The sequence below is a fragment of the Pseudomonas sp. LARHCG127 genome (assembly GCF_052871455.1).
Genome location: NZ_JBIXJT010000001.1, coordinates 488,902 through 506,061 on the forward strand (window position 1 = coordinate 488,902; position 17,160 = coordinate 506,061).

Sequence of the window (17,160 nt, forward strand, 5' to 3'; positions counted from 1 at the left end):
GTGTGGGGGTGTGGGGTGTTGTGGGTTTTCTAACAAACCACCTCCTCTCCCCCCCCCCCCCCCCTCCCGCCCCCCCCCCCGCTCCCACACTGGACCGCGTCGAAATGAGATAACTGCCTGAAGGAGATCCCCATGAACGCAGCCCTCGACGTCCTGCAATCCACCCATCAGCACATCAACCGCGACCGCCTGTGGCAATCGCTCATGGACCTGGCCCAGCTCGGCGCCACGGTCAAGGGCGGCGTGTGCCGGCTGGCCCTGACCGACCTCGACCGCCAGGCCCGCGACCTGTTCGTGCAATGGACCGAGGCGGCGGGCTGCACCGTCAGCATCGATGCGGTGGGCAATATCTTTGCCCGTCGCCCCGGGCGCAATCCGAACCTGCCACCGGTGATGACCGGCAGCCACATCGACACCCAACCCACCGGCGGCAAGTTCGACGGCTGCTTTGGTGTGCTATCCGGGCTGGAAGTGCTGCGCACCCTCAATGACCTGAACATTGAAACCGAAGCACCGTTGGAGGTGGTGGTCTGGACCAACGAAGAAGGCTCGCGCTTCGCCCCGTGCATGATGGGCTCCGGGGTGTTCGCCGAGAAATTCACCCTCGAAGAAACCCTCGCCAAGACCGACGCCGAAGGCATCAGTGTGGGCCAGGCGCTCAACGCCATCGGCTATGCCGGCCCGCGCAAGGTCAGCGGGCATCCGGTGGGGGCGTACTTCGAGGCGCACATCGAGCAGGGGCCGATCCTCGAGGATGAGGGCACGACCATCGGCGTGGTGATGGGTGCCCTGGGGCAGAAGTGGTTCGACCTGACCTTGCGTGGCGTCGAAGCCCACGCCGGCCCGACCCCGATGCACCTGCGCAAGGACGCCCTGGTGGGCGCCTCGATCATCGTCGGTGCCGTCAACCGCGCAGCCCTCGGTCATCAACCCCATGCTTGCGGCACGGTCGGTTGCCTGCAAGCCTATCCGGGGTCGCGTAACGTCATTCCCGGCGAGGTGCGCATGACCCTGGATTTCCGTCACCTGGAACCGGCGCGCCTGGATTCGATGATCGCCGAGGTCAAGCAGGTGATCGAAGACACCTGCCGGCAACACGGCCTGACCTTCGATTTGAAACCCACCGCCGACTTCCCGCCGCTGTATTTCGACCAGGGCTGCGTCGACGCCGTCCGCGGCGCTGCCCAAGGGCTGGGCCTGTCCCACCTGGACATCGTCAGCGGTGCCGGCCATGACGCGATCTTCCTCGCCGAACTGGGCCCGGCCGGAATGATCTTCGTGCCCTGCGAAGGTGGCATCAGCCACAACGAAATCGAAAACGCCGCCCCGGACGACCTCGCCGCCGGTTGCGCAGTGCTGCTGCGAGCGATGCTGGCCGCCTCCCAGGCGATTGCCGAGGGACGTATGGCGGCGTGAGGGGGCCGATGCACTATTGCAAAGCCATGTGGTCGTAACTTTCAGCGCATCCATGCTTGAAACCTACTGACCACATGGAGACCCAATGAATCAGCAAGTCCCGACCACCGATACCAACCGTCGTCAATTGCTGCAGATCATTGCCGGGCTGTCCGACGGGGTGATGTTGATCGAGGTCGACCAGACCATTGCCTGGGCCAACGCCGCAGCGTTGGCCATGCACGGCGTCGAGGACCTCAATGAGCTGGGCACCACGGCCCGGCAATACGCCCGGCGTTTTCAGTTGCGTTACCGCAACAACCATCCGTTGACCGACGACAACTACCCCATCGCCCGGGTGGCCCGTGGCGATGAGTTCAGCGATGTGCTGGTGGAGGTTACGCCCAAGGCCGACCCGGATCGCACCTGGGTGCATCGGATTCGCAGCATGGTGCTGGCCGACCGTAATGGTGAGCCGGAACTGCTCGTGCTGATCCTCAGCGATGCCACCGAATGGGCCAGCGCCGAGCAGCGTTTCGAAAAGACCTTCGGGGCCAACCCGGCGCCGGCGGTGATCTGTCGTCTCAGCGACCTGCGCTACATCAAGGTCAACCCCGGGTTCCTGGAGATGACCGGCTATAGCCGCGACCAGGTGATCGGGCGTTCGGTGTACGAACTGGATGTGCTCGAAGCCGCCGAGAAGCGTGACCTGGCCATCGAGCGCCTGGGGCAGGGCGCGACCATTCCGCAAATGCAGGCTGAGTTGAAGTTGCCCGATGGCACCAGCAAGCAGGTGATCGTCGCCGGCCAGCCCCTGGACCTGCATGACGAAGACTGCATGCTGTTTTCCTTCATGGACATGGAGCCGCGCCGCAAGGCAGAGACGGCGTTGCGCCAGAGCGAGGAGCGCTTTGCCAAGTCGTTCCGCCTGTCACCCGTGCCCACGTTGGTGTGCAGCGCCGAACAACAGCTGCTGGAGATCAACGAAGCGTTTCTCCAGACCACTGGCTACGCCAGCGAAGAGCTGTTGGGTAAAACCGTGGAGGAAATCGGTTTCCTCGACAAGGCCGCCAGCGTCGCGCTGTTTGCCCGGCTGGAAAAGGCCGCCGCTGTCTCGAGCATCGACGTCAAGGTGCACAAGAAAGGCGGCGAACTGATCGATTGTGAGGTCGCTGCCGACACGGTGCTCATCCAGGACAAGCCCTGCTACTTGCTGGTGCTGATGAACATCACCGAACGCAAGCGCTCGGAACTGGAACTGGTGGCGGCGATCGAGGAGGTGATGAAGGACGCGTCCTGGTTCAGCCGGACCCTGATTGAAAAGCTGGCCAACGTGAAGAGCATCAATGCCCAAGTGCCCAGCGCATCCTTCACCGAGCTGACGGCCCGGGAGCGTGATGTACTGGGGCTCATTTGTGAGGGGCTGGCCGACAAGGAAATCGCCGCGCGCCTGAAGCTTGCGCCTAATACGGTGCGCAATCATGTGGCTACACTGTATTCGAAACTGGATGTCCATAGCCGCAGCGAGGCGATTGTCTGGGCGCGGGAGCGGGGTTTGTTCGCCAATGAATGGCGAATGAAGGCACCATGATAGCCAGTGCAAATGCACCGGGTATGCTGGTGCAAATTCAGGTTTTGCAAGGGGGGGCTGTTCCTTAGGCTGTGAGTGTGCGACATCCTCCGTGATGCCGCGTCCCCCACGAAACACTCAAGGAATACGCCTCAATGTGCTATGAACGAACCCCATACGTGAGCGACAGGATGTCTATGCGGACCAGGAGGTCGGAGCTGTCTACCGTTCATTTGCGCCCCCGGGGCTGAGGTGCATCGTATGACCCATCTGGCCCCCTTGCGTGCCCGCCTTGAAGAAAGCTTTACGCCCTTGGCCTGCGAATGCAGCCTCAATGGCGATGGCACCCTCACCGTGCGCCTGTATCACCGTGAAAGCGGTGAGGTAGACCTGGTGGTAAGCGGCATGAGTGTCGACAGCGTCCGCTCGGAAGAGAGCATCGCCAAGTTGATCGATGAGCTGCGCTACGAGCTGCAAAACACCCCGCCGCATCGCAGTGAGCCCTGATAACTAAAGATTTGGCACACCACACCCAGTGGCGAGGGAGCTTGCTCCCGCTGGGCCGCGCAGCGGCCCCAATATCTGTCGGATGCACACGCAAGCCAAACCCTATCCATCGGTTTTGCGACTGCTTCGCAGCCGAGCGGGAGCAAGCTCCCTCGCCACAGGGGCTGCTCCAGCCCTGTGTTTACAACAACGTCGCCCGGCAATCGAGCACCAACCGCGCGCCGCCGTGCTCGCTGCTGCCCACTTCCAACGTGAACCCATGCAGATTGACGATCGCCGCGACGATCGACAAACCCAGGCCGAATCCGCCGTGCTGGCTACTGCCCTCGGCGCGATAGAAACGGCGAAACACGGCCTTGCGCTCGGCCTCGGGGATGCCCGGGCCGGAGTCGAGCACTTCGATGCGCGTGCTGTCGCCCTGATCGACTCCGCGCAGGATCACGGTGCCCCCCGGCGGAGTGAACTTGATGGAATTGCTCAACAGGTTCGACACAGCCTCGAACAGCAAGGCCCGGTCGCCGTTGAGCAGGGGCAGGGCGTCGGGCGCCTCCAGGATGAAGGTCAGTTCGCCTTCCTCGGCCAGGGGCAGGTAAAAATCATGGAGTTCTTGCAGTAGCTGCAACGGATCGAGGCGCACGAAGCCGGAGCGCCGCTGCTGGTCCTCCAGTTCGGAAATCCTCAACAAACCGCGAAACCGCGCCATCAGGGTGTCGGTCTCGGCGAGCACCTGGTCCATCTGCAAAGCCTCGGCGGAGCCGTCCGGTGCTTGCTGCTGGATGCGATAAAGTTGGGCGCGCAGGCGCGTCAACGGGGTGCGCAGGTCATGGGCGATGTTGTCGCATACACCCTTGACCTCGTTCATCAAGCGTTCGATGCGTTCGAGCATGGCATTGACGATCGCCGCCAGCATGTCCAGCTCATCGCGCCGGCTCGACAATGGCAGGCGATGGGTCAGGTCGCCGGCGACGATGGCTTCGGCGCTGGCCTGCAACTGGCGAATCCGCCGCAGCGGTCGGCGGCGCAACAGGTGCCAACCCGCGACGCCCGGCAGGATCGTCAGCGATACCCCCCAGAACAGCGCGTGCAAGATGATCCGCGTCACGGCGAACAGCGAGCCGTTGTCCCGGGCCAGGACCAGCCAGCGACCGTCCTGGGTCCGGGTCGCCACCGCGTCGCAGCTGTCGGAAGGCACGCCCGGTTGATCGGAGTCGACGCAGCCACCGAGCATGTGGATCTTGCCGTCCAGCGGCAGGTCGGCGGGCACCCGCTGGATCGGTCCGCTCAAATGGCGCAATTGCGGATCGAACAGCCCGTAGGCATCGACGCCGCGCTCGTCCAGCGTCAGGCTGGCCATGAGCGCGTCTTCCAGTTGGTCGCCGTGGATCCGCGCGAACAGGTGTTGGCGTTGCATCAGGGAGTGCTTGGCCAGGCTGTCGAGGTAGCCAAACACTTCGTAATACATGACTCCCATCAGGATCGCGCTCCAGATCACGAACAGCGAACTGTACAGCGCCAGCAGACGGCTGCTGGAGGAGCGCCAGCCCTTAGCGGGGTTCAGCAATGACATAGCCGGAACCCCGTACCGTGCGAATCAGCGGTTCCAGGCCCGGCGGGTCGATTTTCTTGCGCAGGCGGCCGATGTGGACGTCGATCAGGTTGGTGCCGGGGTCGAAGTGATAACCCCAGACTTCCTCGAAGATCATCATGCGCGAGAGAATCTGGCCGCTGTTGCGCATCAGGAATTCCAGCAGCTTGTATTCGGTGGGCAGCAGGCTGAGCAGTTGTCCGTTGCGGCTGGCTTCGCGGCTGATCAGGTTCAGCTCAAGGTCGGCCACCCGCAGCGCGGTTTCCGGCTCGCGGGTGCCATTGTTGCGCCGCAGCAGCACTTCGACCCTGGCGGCCATTTCATCGGTGGCGAACGGCTTGGTCAGGTAATCGTCGCCGCCGGCCCGCAGGCCACGCACGCGTTCGTCCACATCGGAGAGGGCGCTGATCATCAGGATCGGCGTGGCCACGCCCATGGTGCGCAGGGTGGTGACAATCACCAGGCCATCGAGTTCGGGCAGCATGCGGTCGAGGGTGATGAGGTCGTAGTCGCCGCTGACTGCCCGTTCCAGGCCTTCGCGACCGTTGTCGACCCAATCGACATCCAGGCCGTTGCGGGTCAGCTCGGCAACGATTTCACGAGCGGTCACGGCGTCGTCTTCGATGGTCAGGATGCGGTTCATGGGCGGTACCCTGTAGAGAAATTGGAGCGATTGCGCAGCATTCTGCCAAAAATCAGCTGTCGGCTTCCTGAAAAAAAGTTCATGGACCGGCACACCGATTCGCTGGCCTGGATCAACACTTGGTCACAAATAATCCCTAACATGAATTTCGTGCGCACTATCATGTCGCGTCTGTTGCCCCGCTTCGGTGCGCTGTTGCCGGGTGCCGACGCGAACCGGTGAATGTGTGCCGCAAGGAGCCGAAACTTCACTGAACCTTCAAGGAAGAGCAGCATGATGCAACCTCAAGACGTTCTACGCCGAACATTCGATATCCAGCCGTTGACCCGCGCCGACATGACGGTGCGCCTGGACGGGCAAGTCGTCAACGCCGCCCGCGGGGAAACCGTCCTTACCGTCATCCAGTCCCTGGGGCAACGCCAGGTCGCCCGCAACGACCACGACCAGGTCAGCGGCGCCTACTGCGGCATGGGTGTGTGCCAGTGCTGCCTGGTCAAGATCGACGGTCGCCACAAGCGCCGTGCCTGCCAGACCCTGGTGCGCCCTGGCATGCAGATCGAAACCCGGGTCAACCGCATCACCGAGACGGAGGCGCCATGAGCCTGGATCCGGTGATTGTCGGCGGTGGGCCGGCGGGCATGGCAACGGCCATCGAGCTGGCCTCCCACGGGGTTCGTTGCACACTGCTCGAAGAAGCGCCGCGCCTCGGTGGCGTCGTGTATCGCGGGCCGCTGCGCGATGGCGTCAGCCTCGACTACCTGGGGTCGCGCTACAGTGACGCCCTGGAGAAACTCCACGGTGAATTCCAGCAACACGCCGGCCTGATCGAGGTGCGATTAAGCAGCCGGGTCATCGGCGCCGAAGGCTTCCGGGCGCTGATGCTGCTGGATGCCGACGAGCGTCTGGGGGAGGTCGTTTATTCCCATTTGGTCCTGGCGGCCGGTTGTCATGAACGCAGCGTGCCGTTTCCTGGCTGGACGTTGCCGGGGGTGATGATGCTCGGCGGCCTGCAATTGCAGATCAAGAGCGGCGTGGTCAGGCCGCCAAGCCCGGTGGTGATCGCCGGCACCGGCCCGTTGCTGCCGCTGGTAGCCTGCCAACTGCACGCTTCGGGCGTTGCGGTGGCGGGGGTCTTCGAAGCCTGCGCATTCGGCCGGATCGCCAAGGAAAGCCTGGCGTTGCTGAACAAGCCGCAGCTGTTCCTCGATGGCCTGAGCATGTTGGCCTACCTCAAGCTCAATCGCATTCCGGTGCGCTATGGTTGGGGCGTGGTACAGGCTGACGGCGAGGGCGAGTTGAGCCACGTCACCGTCGCGCCTTACTCCACGACCTGGGAACCCGACCTCAAACGCGTCGAACAGGTGCCGGCCCAGACCCTGGCGGTCGGCTACGGCTTTATCCCGCGGACTCAATTGAGCCAGCAGATGGGCCTGGAGCACGGTTTCAGCGAGGACGGCTATTTGCGGGCGGTGTCCGATGCGTGGCAGCAAAGCAGCGAAGCGCACATTCACCTGGCCGGCGACATGGGCGGGATTCGCGGCGGTGAAGCGGCCATGCTCAGCGGGCGCATCGCAGCGCTGTCGATCCTGATGCAACGCAACGTACTCGATCCGTCCGAGGCCCTGGCCCAGCGGGAACGCTACCAGGCGCAACTGCAGCGGATCATTCGCTTTCGCGCCGCCGTGGATCGCTACACCCAGCGTGGCGCCGGACAAACCGCCTTGCCGGCCGCCGACACGGTGATCTGCCGCTGTGAACACGCCACCCGCGCCGACATCGACCGGGCGCTGGCGCAAGGCGTGCAGGACATGGCCAGCCTGAAGATGCGCACCCGCGTGAGCATGGGCGATTGCCAGGGGCGGATGTGCGTTGGCTATTGCAGCGACCGCTTGCGCGAAGCCACCGGTCGCGCCGACGTCGGTTGGCTGAGGCCGCGTTTTCCGATCGATCCGATTCCCTTTTCAGCGTTCCAGAACGTCGCCACGGAGGCCGTTTCCCATGATTAAGGACTATGACGTGGTCATCGCCGGAGGTGGTGTGATCGGGGCTTCGTGCGCCTATCAACTGTCCAAGCGAAAACACCTGAAGATCGCCTTGATCGACGCCAAGCGCCCCGGCAACGCGACCCGCGCTTCGGCGGGTGGGCTGTGGGCCATCGGTGAGTCGGTGGGCCTGGGGTGCGGGGTGATCTTCTTTCGCATGATGTCGGCCAACCGCAAGCGCCAGACCCAGGGCGCCGCTGTGGCGGTGGATGCCAGCACCCCGCACATCCTGCCCCAGTCGTTCTTCGATTTCGCCTTGCAATCCAACGCAATGTATCCGCAGTTGCACCGCGAATTGATCGACCGTCACGGCATGGATTTCAAGTTCGAGGAGACCGGGCTCAAGTTCGTGATCTACGACGAGGAAGACCGTTCGTACGCTGAGCACATCGTCGCCTGCATTCCCCACCTGGCAGACCAGGTGCGCTGGCTCGACCAGGCGGCCCTGCGCGCGGCAGAGCCGAATGTCAGCCATGAGGCCCTGGGCGCGCTGGAGTTTCTCTGCGATCACCAGGTCAGTCCGTTCCGCCTGGCCGATGCCTACACCGAAGGCGCCCGACAGAACGGCGTCGACCTGTTCTTCAATACCCATGTGACCGAGGTGCTGCGCAACGGCACGCGGGTGACCGGGGTGCAAACCGCCGAGGCGGGGACGTTCAACTGCCGAACCCTGATCAACGCCGCCGGTGCCTGGGCGGCGGACCTGAGCGAGCAGGCCACTGGCGTGCGGATTCCGGTCAAGCCGGTCAAGGGCCAGATCCTGCTGACCGAGCGCATGCCGAAAATCCTCAACGGCTGCCTGACCACCAGCGACTGCTATGTGGCGCAGAAAGACAACGGCGAAATCCTGATTGGCAGCACCACGGAAGACAAAGGCTTCGACGTGACCACGACATATCCGGAGATCGAAGGGCTGGTGCAAGGCGCGGTGCGCTGTATCCCGCAGTTGATCGACATCAATCTGAAACGAACCTGGGCCGGCCTGCGCCCGGGTTCGCCCGATGAGTTGCCGATCTTGGGGCCGATGCGCGGAGTGGCGGGCTACCTCAACGCCTGCGGGCATTTTCGCACCGGCATCCTGACCTCGGCCATCACCGGGGTGCTGCTGGATAAACTGGTGAACAACGAACCCCTGCCACTGGACATCACGCCGTTCCTGGCGGACCGCTTCGAAGTGGCGCCGACGGTAAAGCCCAGGGAAGTGGAGCTGGCCTGAGCAATCGCCGCACATAGCCAGCAGCCACCCGGGGACAAAAACTGTGGGAGCGAGCCTGCTCGCGATGGCGTCGTATCAGTCAACATCAATGTCGCCTGACATACCGCTATCGCGAGCAAGCTCGCTCCCACAGGGGGGGCGGTGGTGTACCTGAAATCCTGGTACACCGCAGAGTCCTGTGGGAGCGAGCTTGCTCGCGATGGCGTCAGGTCAGTCAGTGCCTATATGCAGCTTGCGATGAGCCTCACGCAATAGCTGCTCGGTGGACTCCCAGCCCAGGCAACCATCGGTGATCGAGACGCCGTAGCGCATCGACGGGCCCAGCGGCTGGCAGCCTTCGAACAGGTGGCTTTCGAGCATCATGCCGATCAGGGAACGGTTCCCTTGCAGCCGTTGTTCCAGCACGTCATTGAACACCTGGGGCTGGCGCAACGGGTCTTTGCCGCTGTTGGCGTGGCTGCAATCCACCATGATGCGCGCCGGTATTTTCAGGCGGGTCAGGTCGTGGTGTATCTGCGTGACGCTCTGGCGGTCATAGTTCGGCCCACGATGGCCGCCGCGCAGCACCAGGTGGGTGTCGGGGTTGCCCGGCGTCTGGATGATCGCCGGATGCCCCTGGCTGTCGACGCCGAAATGCCGATGGGGGTGGGCGGCAGAGCGCATGGCGTCGCAGGCGATGCCGACTCCGCCGTCCGTGCCGTTCTTGAACCCTACCGGCATGCCCAGGCCGCTGGCCATTTCCCGGTGGATCTGCGATTCGGTGGTGCGCGCGCCAATGGCGACCCAACTGAGCAGGTCATCGAAGTAATGGGCGGCCATGGGTTGCAGCAGTTCGGTGGCGACGGGCAGGCCCAACTGGAGTACGTCGCGCATCAGCGCCCGGGACAAGGTCAGGCCGGCGGCCATGTCATCGCTGCCGTCCAGGCCAGGGTCGTAGGCCAGGCCTTTCCAACCGACGGTCGTGCGGGGCTTTTCCACGTAGGCGCGCATGACCAGTAGCATGCTGTCGCTCACTTCGTGGGCCAGGCGAGCCAGGTTGGCGGCGTATTCGAGGGCGGATTTCGGGTCGTGGATCGAGCAGGGGCCGACGATGACCAGCAGGCGGGCATCTTCACCGTCGAGGATCGCGCGGATGGCCTGGCGATGGGCACTCACTTGGTGGCTCAACGTGGTGCTGAGCGGCAATTGCTGCTTGAGTTGCAACGAGCTGGGCAGACGCAGGGTCAGGGCTTCGTTGGCAGGATTGAGCGTGGACAGCGGCAAAGCGGAGACGGACGAATTCATGATTTGGCTTCCTGGACGGGTGGCGGGTTCGTTCCCGCGCGCCGGTCCTAGTGGGGTGTTCGACAATTGGCCGTATGGGCCCGCAATTGAGGCTTGCCACCGGTAGGTGACCGATCGGAGGCGGCAGGCTGTCCCGAACGGTGGCTGGTAAATCGCCAGGCGGAAAAACTGTCGTAACGGTAATAAGTGGCGTAGTTCATGGTTCAATCCTCAAGTTGTCGGGTGCTGAAAATGTTTGGAGCCGAAAAAACAAAACCCCCGGTCGGGAGGCCGACCGGGGGTTTGGAAAACTCTGGAAGGCGACCCGTTTAAAGTGGGCGCCGGTTGGGTATCAGGCGCGCCAGTGGCTAAACCAATACCCAAAATAAAAGCTGACCGGAGTTTGAACGCTGTTCGCCCGGGCAGCCGCAACCGAGCGCGGGGCGCTGGCGGTTTTAAGCGGTGATAGGGCGTCGAACATGGTCTGTCTCCGATGAATGGCCCTGAGCTTACTAGAGGGCGGGGCGCCGGTTCAATCAGAAAATTCTATCGAGGACATGTAAGTGTTCGTCCTGGCTTGAGTCCGCAGGGCTTTATGACACACTTCAGGTTTGCACCGCCTTCCAGGGATGAACCATGACCGTTCCAACCTTCGCCGCCGCCCAGTCGATTTCCATTGCGGGGGACACTCGCGCCAACCTCGCGAGCCATCAGCGTTTCATGCAGGCCGCCGCTGAACAGGGGGTGCAGTTGCTGGTCTTTCCTGAGTTGTCGCTCACCGGTTACGAACGTGGCCTGGCGGCAGACCTGGCGGTTCTGCCGGAGGATGCCGTACTGCAACCGCTGCGTGATTTGGCGCAAGCGCTCGGTCTGACCACAGTGGTGGGCATGCCGATTCGGCTGTCGACGGACGGCCCGGTGTTGATCGGGGCGCTGGTGCTCGGCGCCGACGGTTCCCTCGGGGTGTACAGCAAGCAGCACCTGCACCCGGGGGAAGAAGTCGCCTTCGCCCCGGGCCATGGTGGCTCGATGCTGGCGATGGGGCAGGATCGCATCGCACTGGCGGTGTGTGCCGATTTTTCCCATGCCAGCCATGCGGCCGCGGCAGCCGGGCAGGGCGCGACGCTGTATGCCGCGGGGGTGTTGATCACCGAGGGTGGCTACGTGCCGGATACGACGTTGTTGCAAGGCTATGCCCGGCATCACGCCATGACCGTGCTGATGGCGAATCATGGCGGCGTCACGGGCGGTTGGGAATCGGCTGGCCGCAGCGCCATTTGGGGGCCGGACGGTTCGCTGCTCGTGGCAGCACCGGGCACGGGCGAGTGGTTGGTGATTGTTCGCCGCGACGCCAACGGCTGGGCCGGGCAAGTCATGCCGGTGGCAGTGCTTTAACGAGGTATTCATGAGTTTCGAATGGCGTGCCGCAACGAACGGGGATATCGACTTCGCCCGGCAACTGACCTGCGACAACATGCTTGCTTATTACCTCAGGCATGATTTGCTCTGGCAGGACGAAGCGTTCGACCTGGCCTGGATCATTCGCCAGAACTGGATCATCAGCCGGGCAGGCCAGGCGCTGGGTTTTGTCAGCCTCAGCCGTGATGCCCGGGCGTTGTACATTCGCGAATTGCAGATTGACCAGGCGTTTCGCGGACAGGGCTCCGGTACCTGGGCGATCGGACAGGTTTGGGACTTGGTGAGGCTGGAGCGTCGGCCGGCGCTGCGCCTGACGGTATTCAAGGATAATCCGGCCAGGGCGTTGTATGAACGCATGGGCCTGCGGGTCGTCGGCGAGGACGAGTGTTTCCTCAGGATGCAGCGAGACGCCGGTGCTTGAAGCCTCGGATACCGTGCCGATAAAGATGCGTTGTAACTTTTATCTGTCCCTTGGCGCTAGGTCTGCGGGATGCTTTTTTGCTAAGGTGTCGTGCAACCCAAATAAGACCAAATCGTGAGGTGTCTGCTTGATTAGGGTGTTAGTGGTCGATGACCATGATCTCGTCCGTACGGGCATTACACGAATGCTGGCTGACATCGATGGCCTGCAGGTAGTTGGCCAGGCTGAATCCGGGGAAGAGTCCCTGATCAAGGCGCGTGAATTGAAGCCCGACGTGGTGCTGATGGACGTCAAGATGCCCGGCATCGGCGGCCTGGAAGCCACGCGCAAGCTGCTGCGCAGTCACCCGGACATCAAGGTGGTCGCAGTGACCGTCTGTGAAGAGGACCCATTCCCCACCCGGCTGTTGCAGGCGGGCGCGGCGGGCTACCTCACCAAGGGCGCTGGCTTGAACGAGATGGTCCAGGCCATTCGTCTGGTTTTTGCCGGGCAGCGCTACATCAGCCCGCAAATCGCCCAGCAATTGGCGATCAAGTCGTTCCAGCCAACCAACGATTCGCCCTTCGACGCACTGTCGGAGCGGGAAATCCAGATTGCCCTGATGATTGTCGGTTGCCAGAAGGTACAGATCATCTCCGACAAGCTGTGCCTGTCGCCTAAAACCGTCAACACCTACCGTTACCGTATCTTCGAGAAGCTTTCGATCAGCAGTGACGTCGAATTGACACTGTTGGCGGTGCGCCACGGCATGGTCGATGCCAGCGCCTGAACATGACTGAATTGTTTGATCCCAGCGCGTTCCTCTCCACTTGCAGCGGTCGCCCCGGCGTGTACCGCATGTTCGACAGTGAGGCGCGCCTGCTTTACGTCGGCAAGGCCAAGAACCTCAAGAAGCGCCTGGCCAGTTACTTTCGCAAGACCGGCCTCGCGCCGAAGACCGCCGCCCTGGTGGGGCGCATCGCGCAAATCGAAACGACGATCACCGCCAATGAAACCGAGGCGCTGCTGCTCGAGCAGACGCTGATCAAGGAATGGCGCCCGCCTTACAACATCCTGCTGCGCGACGACAAATCCTACCCCTACGTGTTTTTGTCCGATGGGGCCTTTCCGCGCTTGAGCATCCATCGGGGCGCGAAAAAGGCCAAGGGTCGCTATTTCGGCCCGTATCCCAGCGCCGGGGCGATTCGTGAAAGCCTCAGCCTGTTGCAGAAGACGTTTTTCGTTCGCCAGTGTGAAGACAGCTACTACAAGAACCGCACCCGGCCCTGCCTGCAATACCAGATCAAGCGCTGCAAGGCGCCGTGCGTGGGGTTTGTCGAGCCGCAGGTCTACGCCGAGGACGTGCGTCACTCGGTGATGTTCCTGGAAGGCCGCAGCAATGCGCTGACCGATGAACTGTCGGCGGCCATGGAGGAGGCGGCGGTCAACCTTGAGTTCGAACGGGCCGCGGAACTGCGCGACCAGATCGGCCTGCTGCGCCGCGTGCAGGACCAGCAAAGCATGGAAGGTGGCAGCGGTGACGTTGACGTAATCGCCGCGTTCATCAACCCGGGCGGCGCCTGCGTGCATTTGATCAGCGTGCGGGGCGGTCGCGTGCTGGGCAGCAAGAACTTCTTCCCGCAAGTGGGTATCGAGGAGGACGTGGCCGAGGTCATGGCGGCTTTCCTGGGCCAGTACTACATCAGCAGTCCGGAGCGCGACTTGCCTGCCGAGTTGATCGTCAATGTGGTCCATGACGATTTCCCGGCCCTGATCGAAGCCATCGACAAGCTTCGCGGTCGTGAACTGACCATCAGCCATCGCGTTCGCGGCACCCGTGCCCGTTGGCAGCAACTGGCCGTGACCAACGCCGAGCAGGCCCTGGGCGCGCGCCTGGCCAACCGGCAGCACGTGGCGGCGCGGTTCGAGGCCCTGGCCGATGTCCTCAACCTGGACGAGCCGCCGCAGCGACTGGAGTGCTACGACATCAGCCATTCCAGTGGCGAGGCGACCGTGGCGTCCTGCGTGGTGTTTGGTCCGGAGGGCCCGATCAAGTCCGATTACCGCCGCTACAACATCGAAGGCGTCACGCCGGGCGATGACTATGCGGCGATGCACCAGGCGTTGATGCGGCGCTTCGGCAAGCTCAAGGACGGGGAGGGCAAGTTGCCGGACATCTTGCTGGTGGACGGCGGCAAGGGCCAGTTGTCCATGGCCCGCGATGTGCTCAATGAACTGATGGTGCCCGACCTGATCCTGCTGGGCGTGGCCAAGGGCGCGACGCGCAAGGCCGGTTTCGAGACCTTGTATCTCAACGATGCCGCCCATGAATTCACCCTCAAGGGCGATTCGCCGGCGCTGCACCTGATCCAGCAGATCCGCGACGAAGCCCACCGTTTCGCCATCACCGGCCACCGTGCCCGTCGCGGCAAGACGCGCCGTACGTCTACACTGGAAGGTGTGGCAGGCGTCGGCCCGACGCGCCGTCGCGACTTGTTGAAACATTTTGGTGGATTGCAGGAACTGTCTCGTGCCAGCATCGAGGAGATAGCCAAAGCACCCGGTATCAGTAAAAAGCTCGCTGAGTCGATTTATGCAAACCTGCACAGCGAGTAGAATGCCCGTCAACCTCGCAGCCAGTTGTGCCGATGAATATCCCAAATCTGATTACCGTTCTACGCGTCCTGCTCATTCCGATCTTCATTTTGCTGTTCTATTTGCCGTACCACTGGAGCTACGTGGCCTCCGCCTCGGTCTTTGCCTTCGCCGCCGCGACGGACTGGTTGGACGGTTACCTGGCCCGACGCCTCGAGCAGAGCACGCCGTTCGGTGCCTTCCTCGATCCGGTGGCCGACAAGCTGATGGTCGCGGTGGCCCTGGTGCTGCTGGTGCAAGAGCACGGCAACCTCTGGCTGACCTTGCCGGCGGCGGTGATCATCGGCCGCGAAATCGTCGTCTCGGCGCTCCGTGAATGGATGGCCGAACTGGGCGCCCGCGCCCAGGTCGCGGTGTCGAACCTCGGCAAATGGAAAACCGCCGCGCAGATGCTCGCCCTGGTGATCCTGCTGGCCAACCCTTCGGATTTCAGTTTCTGGGTGCTGTTGGGCTATGCGCTGTTGCTGGTTTCCGCAGGGCTTACGCTGTGGTCGATGGTCCAATACCTGCGCGCCGCCTGGCCGCATCTGCGGACGGATGTGGAGCCGAAATAAAACTTTTTTGAATCAAAGGGTTGACGGCGTAATCTGAATCTATAGAATGCGCCACACCAAGACGCGGGAATAGCTCAGTTGGTAGAGCACGACCTTGCCAAGGTCGGGGTCGCGAGTTCGAGTCTCGTTTCCCGCTCCAAATATTGTTCTTTGTAGTTCTTCTGAACTACATCGAAACACAAAAAAAGCGACCTCAGGGTCGCTTTTTTTGTGTTCACCATTTCTTAAAATCGGCCTGCTCAAAACCACGCGATTAGTTCATCCAAAATTCAATTACAGGCGACCCGATTTCATCAAAAATTGAGTACATGGCTGTTCCCGTCGCCTGATCTTTCAACCTGGGTTGTACGACTTTCCTGGCTATGCTCCCGAATTTCCGCACTCGATTGCTTTGTCACCCGAGGTCGCAGTTGAAACCCGGATCCGGCCGTAAGCGTCAGGACGCTCGAGCCGGATTTTTTCGGATGCCTTCGTCATACTCAGGAACGCGTATCGTCGCGGCGACGACTAGCCTCGACGTTGAGTTGGCCCCAGGGCTTGGTGCAAATCAGCGATCAAGTCCTCAATCGCCTCAATTCCTACCGACAGACGAATCATTTCGGGCTTCACGCCAGCCTTTGCTTGTTCCTGCTGGTTCATTTGCCGATGGGTAGTGGAGGCCGGATGGCAGGCAAGCGACTTGGCGTCACCGATATTGACCAGTCGCTTGAAGATTTGCAGAGCATCATAGAAGCGCACGCCTGCGTCATAGCCGCCCTTCAAACCAAACGATAGGATCGCCGACGGTTTACCCTGCATGTATTTTTGTGCCAGTGCGTGATGAGGATGGTCCGGGAGGCCGGCGTAGCTGACCCATTCCACTTCAGCATGGCTCTGCAGGAATTGCGCAACTTTCAGGGCGTTGTCGGTGTGACGCTCCATGCGCAGCGCGAGCGTTTCCAGGCCTTGCAGCAGCAGGAACGCGTTCATGGGTGCCAGTGCCGCGCCGGTGTTGCGCAATGGCACTGTGCGTGCGCGCGCGATGAAGGCGGCGGGCCCGAACTTCTCGGTATAAATCACGTCATGGTACGCCGGCTCGGGCTGGTTGAGGCTGGGAAATTTTTCCGGGTATTGGGTCCAGGGGAAGTTGCCGCTGTCGATAATCACACCGCCTAGGGAGTTGCCATGCCCGCCGACGTACTTGGTCACGGAATGCACAACAATATCCGCCCCAAACTGAATCGGTTTGCACAGGATAGGCGTAGCCACCGTGTTATCGACCATCAGCGGTACGCCGCGGGTGTGAGCAGCTTCAGCCAAGGCTTCGAGATCAATGATGTTACCCGCCGGGTTGCCGATGCTTTCGCAGTACACCAGCTTGGTGTTGTCGTCGATCAGTTCGGCGATAGCCTCGGCAGAGTCATCTCGGGCAAAACGCACATCCACGCCAAAGCTTGGCAACAGGTGTGCGAAGAGAGTGTAGGTGCCGCCATAGAGCTGTGGAGTGGTGACGATATTGTCACCTGCGCGGGTTAACGTTTGGATCGCATAATGGATTGCCGCGCTGCCGGCCGATACGGCCAGCCCTGCCACGCCGCCTTCGAGGGCGGCCATCCTTTGTTCCAGCACATCATTGGTGGGGTTCATGATTCTGGTGTAAATGTTGCCCGGCACGTCCAGGTTGAAAAGGTCGGCGCCGTGTTGGGCGTTATCGAATTCGAAGGCAACATTCTGATAGATAGGCACTGCGACAGCCTTGGTGGTCGGGTCCGACGTGAAGCCATGGTGCAGTGCGATGGTGGCATCTTTCATGATTGGTATTGATCCCTTTAAATTATTCTGGATTTTGCGGCATTAAGATCCTCTCGAAGTCGATTATGCCGATCGTTGAGCGCTTTGACCTGGTAAGTCGAAATCTACCGTAGGGGTTTA

At 62.0% G+C, this 17,160-nt stretch carries 15 protein-coding genes and 1 tRNA gene; 12 read left to right on the forward strand and 4 right to left on the reverse strand.

The genetic code is table 11. The annotated features are described in order from the left end of the window. Positions 1-132 precede the first annotated feature (132 nt). The 3 genes from ACIPQ1_RS02245 (at position 133) to ACIPQ1_RS02255 (ending at position 3,472) form a co-directional block, all read left to right on the forward strand. Positions 133-1,416 carry a Zn-dependent hydrolase gene (locus ACIPQ1_RS02245; RefSeq protein ID WP_446533500.1) on the forward strand — a complete coding sequence of 428 codons (1,284 nt, stop codon included), beginning with the start codon at positions 133-135 and terminating at the stop codon, positions 1,414-1,416. Between the two features lie 85 nt (positions 1,417-1,501). Beyond that, entirely contained in the window at positions 1,502-2,986 is a 1,485-nt protein-coding gene (locus ACIPQ1_RS02250) for a helix-turn-helix transcriptional regulator (RefSeq protein ID WP_411387217.1), read from the forward strand. A 240-nt stretch (positions 2,987-3,226) separates the two neighbouring features. Then, entirely contained in the window at positions 3,227-3,472 is a 246-nt protein-coding gene (locus tag ACIPQ1_RS02255; RefSeq protein ID WP_053185383.1) for a DUF1652 domain-containing protein, read from the forward strand. A 181-nt stretch (positions 3,473-3,653) separates the two neighbouring features. Here ACIPQ1_RS02255 and ACIPQ1_RS02260 read toward each other — a convergent pair whose 3' ends face one another. Both ACIPQ1_RS02260 and ACIPQ1_RS02265 read right to left on the reverse strand, forming a co-directional pair. Further along, positions 3,654-5,039, reverse strand: coding sequence for a sensor histidine kinase (locus ACIPQ1_RS02260; protein WP_446533501.1), 1,386 nt, complete (start codon positions 5,037-5,039; stop codon positions 3,654-3,656). Further along, positions 5,017-5,700 carry a response regulator transcription factor gene (locus tag ACIPQ1_RS02265; RefSeq protein WP_053122824.1) on the reverse strand — a complete coding sequence of 228 codons (684 nt, stop codon included), beginning with the start codon at positions 5,698-5,700 and terminating at the stop codon, positions 5,017-5,019. The genes ACIPQ1_RS02260 and ACIPQ1_RS02265 overlap by 23 nt, the downstream gene beginning before the upstream one ends. 276 nt (positions 5,701-5,976) lie before the next feature. Between ACIPQ1_RS02265 and hcnA the strand changes: the two genes are divergently transcribed. The 3 genes from hcnA to hcnC are packed head-to-tail and all read left to right on the forward strand — an operon-like array spanning position 5,977 to position 8,958. Beyond that, on the forward strand, positions 5,977-6,300 hold the full coding sequence (gene hcnA / locus ACIPQ1_RS02270) for a cyanide-forming glycine dehydrogenase subunit HcnA (RefSeq protein ID WP_411387494.1): 324 nt from the start codon (positions 5,977-5,979) through the stop codon (positions 6,298-6,300). Beyond that, positions 6,297-7,706 (forward strand): cyanide-forming glycine dehydrogenase subunit HcnB, encoded by a 1,410-nt coding sequence (hcnB, locus tag ACIPQ1_RS02275; RefSeq protein ID WP_446533502.1) that lies wholly within the window; start codon positions 6,297-6,299, stop codon positions 7,704-7,706. Before hcnA ends, hcnB begins: the two co-directional genes overlap by 4 nt. Continuing rightward, positions 7,699-8,958 (forward strand): cyanide-forming glycine dehydrogenase subunit HcnC, encoded by a 1,260-nt coding sequence (gene hcnC, locus ACIPQ1_RS02280; protein WP_250961655.1) that lies wholly within the window; start codon positions 7,699-7,701, stop codon positions 8,956-8,958. The genes hcnB and hcnC overlap by 8 nt, the downstream gene beginning before the upstream one ends. Positions 8,959-9,168: 210 nt before the next feature. On the opposite strand, the gene ACIPQ1_RS02285 is transcribed toward hcnC, so the two are convergent. After that, positions 9,169-10,242: a 3-deoxy-7-phosphoheptulonate synthase gene (locus ACIPQ1_RS02285; RefSeq protein ID WP_446533503.1), complete on the reverse strand. Its 1,074-nt coding sequence runs from the start codon at positions 10,240-10,242 to the stop codon at positions 9,169-9,171. Between the two features lie 615 nt (positions 10,243-10,857). On the opposite strand from ACIPQ1_RS02285, the gene ACIPQ1_RS02290 reads away from it, so the two are divergent. The 6 genes from ACIPQ1_RS02290 (at position 10,858) to ACIPQ1_RS02315 (ending at position 15,388) form a co-directional block, all read left to right on the forward strand. Continuing rightward, the gene (locus ACIPQ1_RS02290) at positions 10,858-11,616 is read left to right on the forward strand and encodes a carbon-nitrogen hydrolase family protein (protein WP_446533504.1); all 759 of its coding nucleotides are present in this window, start codon (positions 10,858-10,860) and stop codon (positions 11,614-11,616) included. 10 nt (positions 11,617-11,626) lie between these two features. Further along, the gene (locus ACIPQ1_RS02295) at positions 11,627-12,061 is read left to right on the forward strand and encodes a GNAT family N-acetyltransferase (protein WP_446533505.1); all 435 of its coding nucleotides are present in this window, start codon (positions 11,627-11,629) and stop codon (positions 12,059-12,061) included. A 127-nt stretch (positions 12,062-12,188) separates the two neighbouring features. Further along, entirely contained in the window at positions 12,189-12,830 is a 642-nt protein-coding gene (gacA, locus tag ACIPQ1_RS02300) for a response regulator transcription factor GacA (RefSeq protein WP_003200277.1), read from the forward strand. Between the two features lie 2 nt (positions 12,831-12,832). Continuing rightward, positions 12,833-14,656: an excinuclease ABC subunit UvrC gene (gene uvrC / locus ACIPQ1_RS02305; RefSeq protein ID WP_446533506.1), complete on the forward strand. Its 1,824-nt coding sequence runs from the start codon at positions 12,833-12,835 to the stop codon at positions 14,654-14,656. Between the two features lie 32 nt (positions 14,657-14,688). Further along, positions 14,689-15,249 carry a CDP-diacylglycerol--glycerol-3-phosphate 3-phosphatidyltransferase gene (pgsA, locus tag ACIPQ1_RS02310; RefSeq protein WP_018608070.1) on the forward strand — a complete coding sequence of 187 codons (561 nt, stop codon included), beginning with the start codon at positions 14,689-14,691 and terminating at the stop codon, positions 15,247-15,249. 63 nt (positions 15,250-15,312) lie between these two features. Next, positions 15,313-15,388 (forward strand) — tRNA-Gly (locus ACIPQ1_RS02315). A 368-nt stretch (positions 15,389-15,756) separates the two neighbouring features. On the opposite strand, the gene ACIPQ1_RS02320 is transcribed toward ACIPQ1_RS02315, so the two are convergent. Further along, a complete protein-coding gene (locus ACIPQ1_RS02320) occupies positions 15,757-17,040 on the reverse strand; it encodes an O-acetylhomoserine aminocarboxypropyltransferase/cysteine synthase family protein (RefSeq protein ID WP_043042093.1) in 1,284 nt (427 codons plus the stop codon). Between the last annotated feature and the right edge of the window lie 120 nt (positions 17,041-17,160).

Excerpts from the sequence above, each read along its gene's own strand:
- hcnC (WP_250961655.1), top strand. The coding sequence starts at position 7,699 with ATGATTAAGGACTATGACGTGGTCATCGCCGGAGGTGGTGTGATCGGG.
- ACIPQ1_RS02255 (WP_053185383.1), top strand. The coding sequence starts at position 3,227 with ATGACCCATCTGGCCCCCTTGCGTGCCCGCCTTGAAGAAAGCTTTACG.
- ACIPQ1_RS02245 (WP_446533500.1), top strand. The coding sequence starts at position 133 with ATGAACGCAGCCCTCGACGTCCTGCAATCCACCCATCAGCACATCAAC.
- ACIPQ1_RS02295 (WP_446533505.1), top strand. The coding sequence starts at position 11,627 with ATGAGTTTCGAATGGCGTGCCGCAACGAACGGGGATATCGACTTCGCC.
- hcnA (WP_411387494.1), top strand. The coding sequence starts at position 5,977 with ATGCAACCTCAAGACGTTCTACGCCGAACATTCGATATCCAGCCGTTG.
- uvrC (WP_446533506.1), top strand. The coding sequence starts at position 12,833 with ATGACTGAATTGTTTGATCCCAGCGCGTTCCTCTCCACTTGCAGCGGT.
- ACIPQ1_RS02290 (WP_446533504.1), top strand. The coding sequence starts at position 10,858 with ATGACCGTTCCAACCTTCGCCGCCGCCCAGTCGATTTCCATTGCGGGG.
- ACIPQ1_RS02320 (WP_043042093.1), bottom strand. The coding sequence starts at position 17,040 with ATGAAAGATGCCACCATCGCACTGCACCATGGCTTCACGTCGGACCCG.
- ACIPQ1_RS02285 (WP_446533503.1), bottom strand. The coding sequence starts at position 10,242 with ATGAATTCGTCCGTCTCCGCTTTGCCGCTGTCCACGCTCAATCCTGCC.
- ACIPQ1_RS02250 (WP_411387217.1), top strand. The coding sequence starts at position 1,502 with ATGAATCAGCAAGTCCCGACCACCGATACCAACCGTCGTCAATTGCTG.
- hcnB (WP_446533502.1), top strand. The coding sequence starts at position 6,297 with ATGAGCCTGGATCCGGTGATTGTCGGCGGTGGGCCGGCGGGCATGGCA.
- ACIPQ1_RS02265 (WP_053122824.1), bottom strand. The coding sequence starts at position 5,700 with ATGAACCGCATCCTGACCATCGAAGACGACGCCGTGACCGCTCGTGAA.
- pgsA (WP_018608070.1), top strand. The coding sequence starts at position 14,689 with ATGAATATCCCAAATCTGATTACCGTTCTACGCGTCCTGCTCATTCCG.
- ACIPQ1_RS02260 (WP_446533501.1), bottom strand. The coding sequence starts at position 5,039 with ATGTCATTGCTGAACCCCGCTAAGGGCTGGCGCTCCTCCAGCAGCCGT.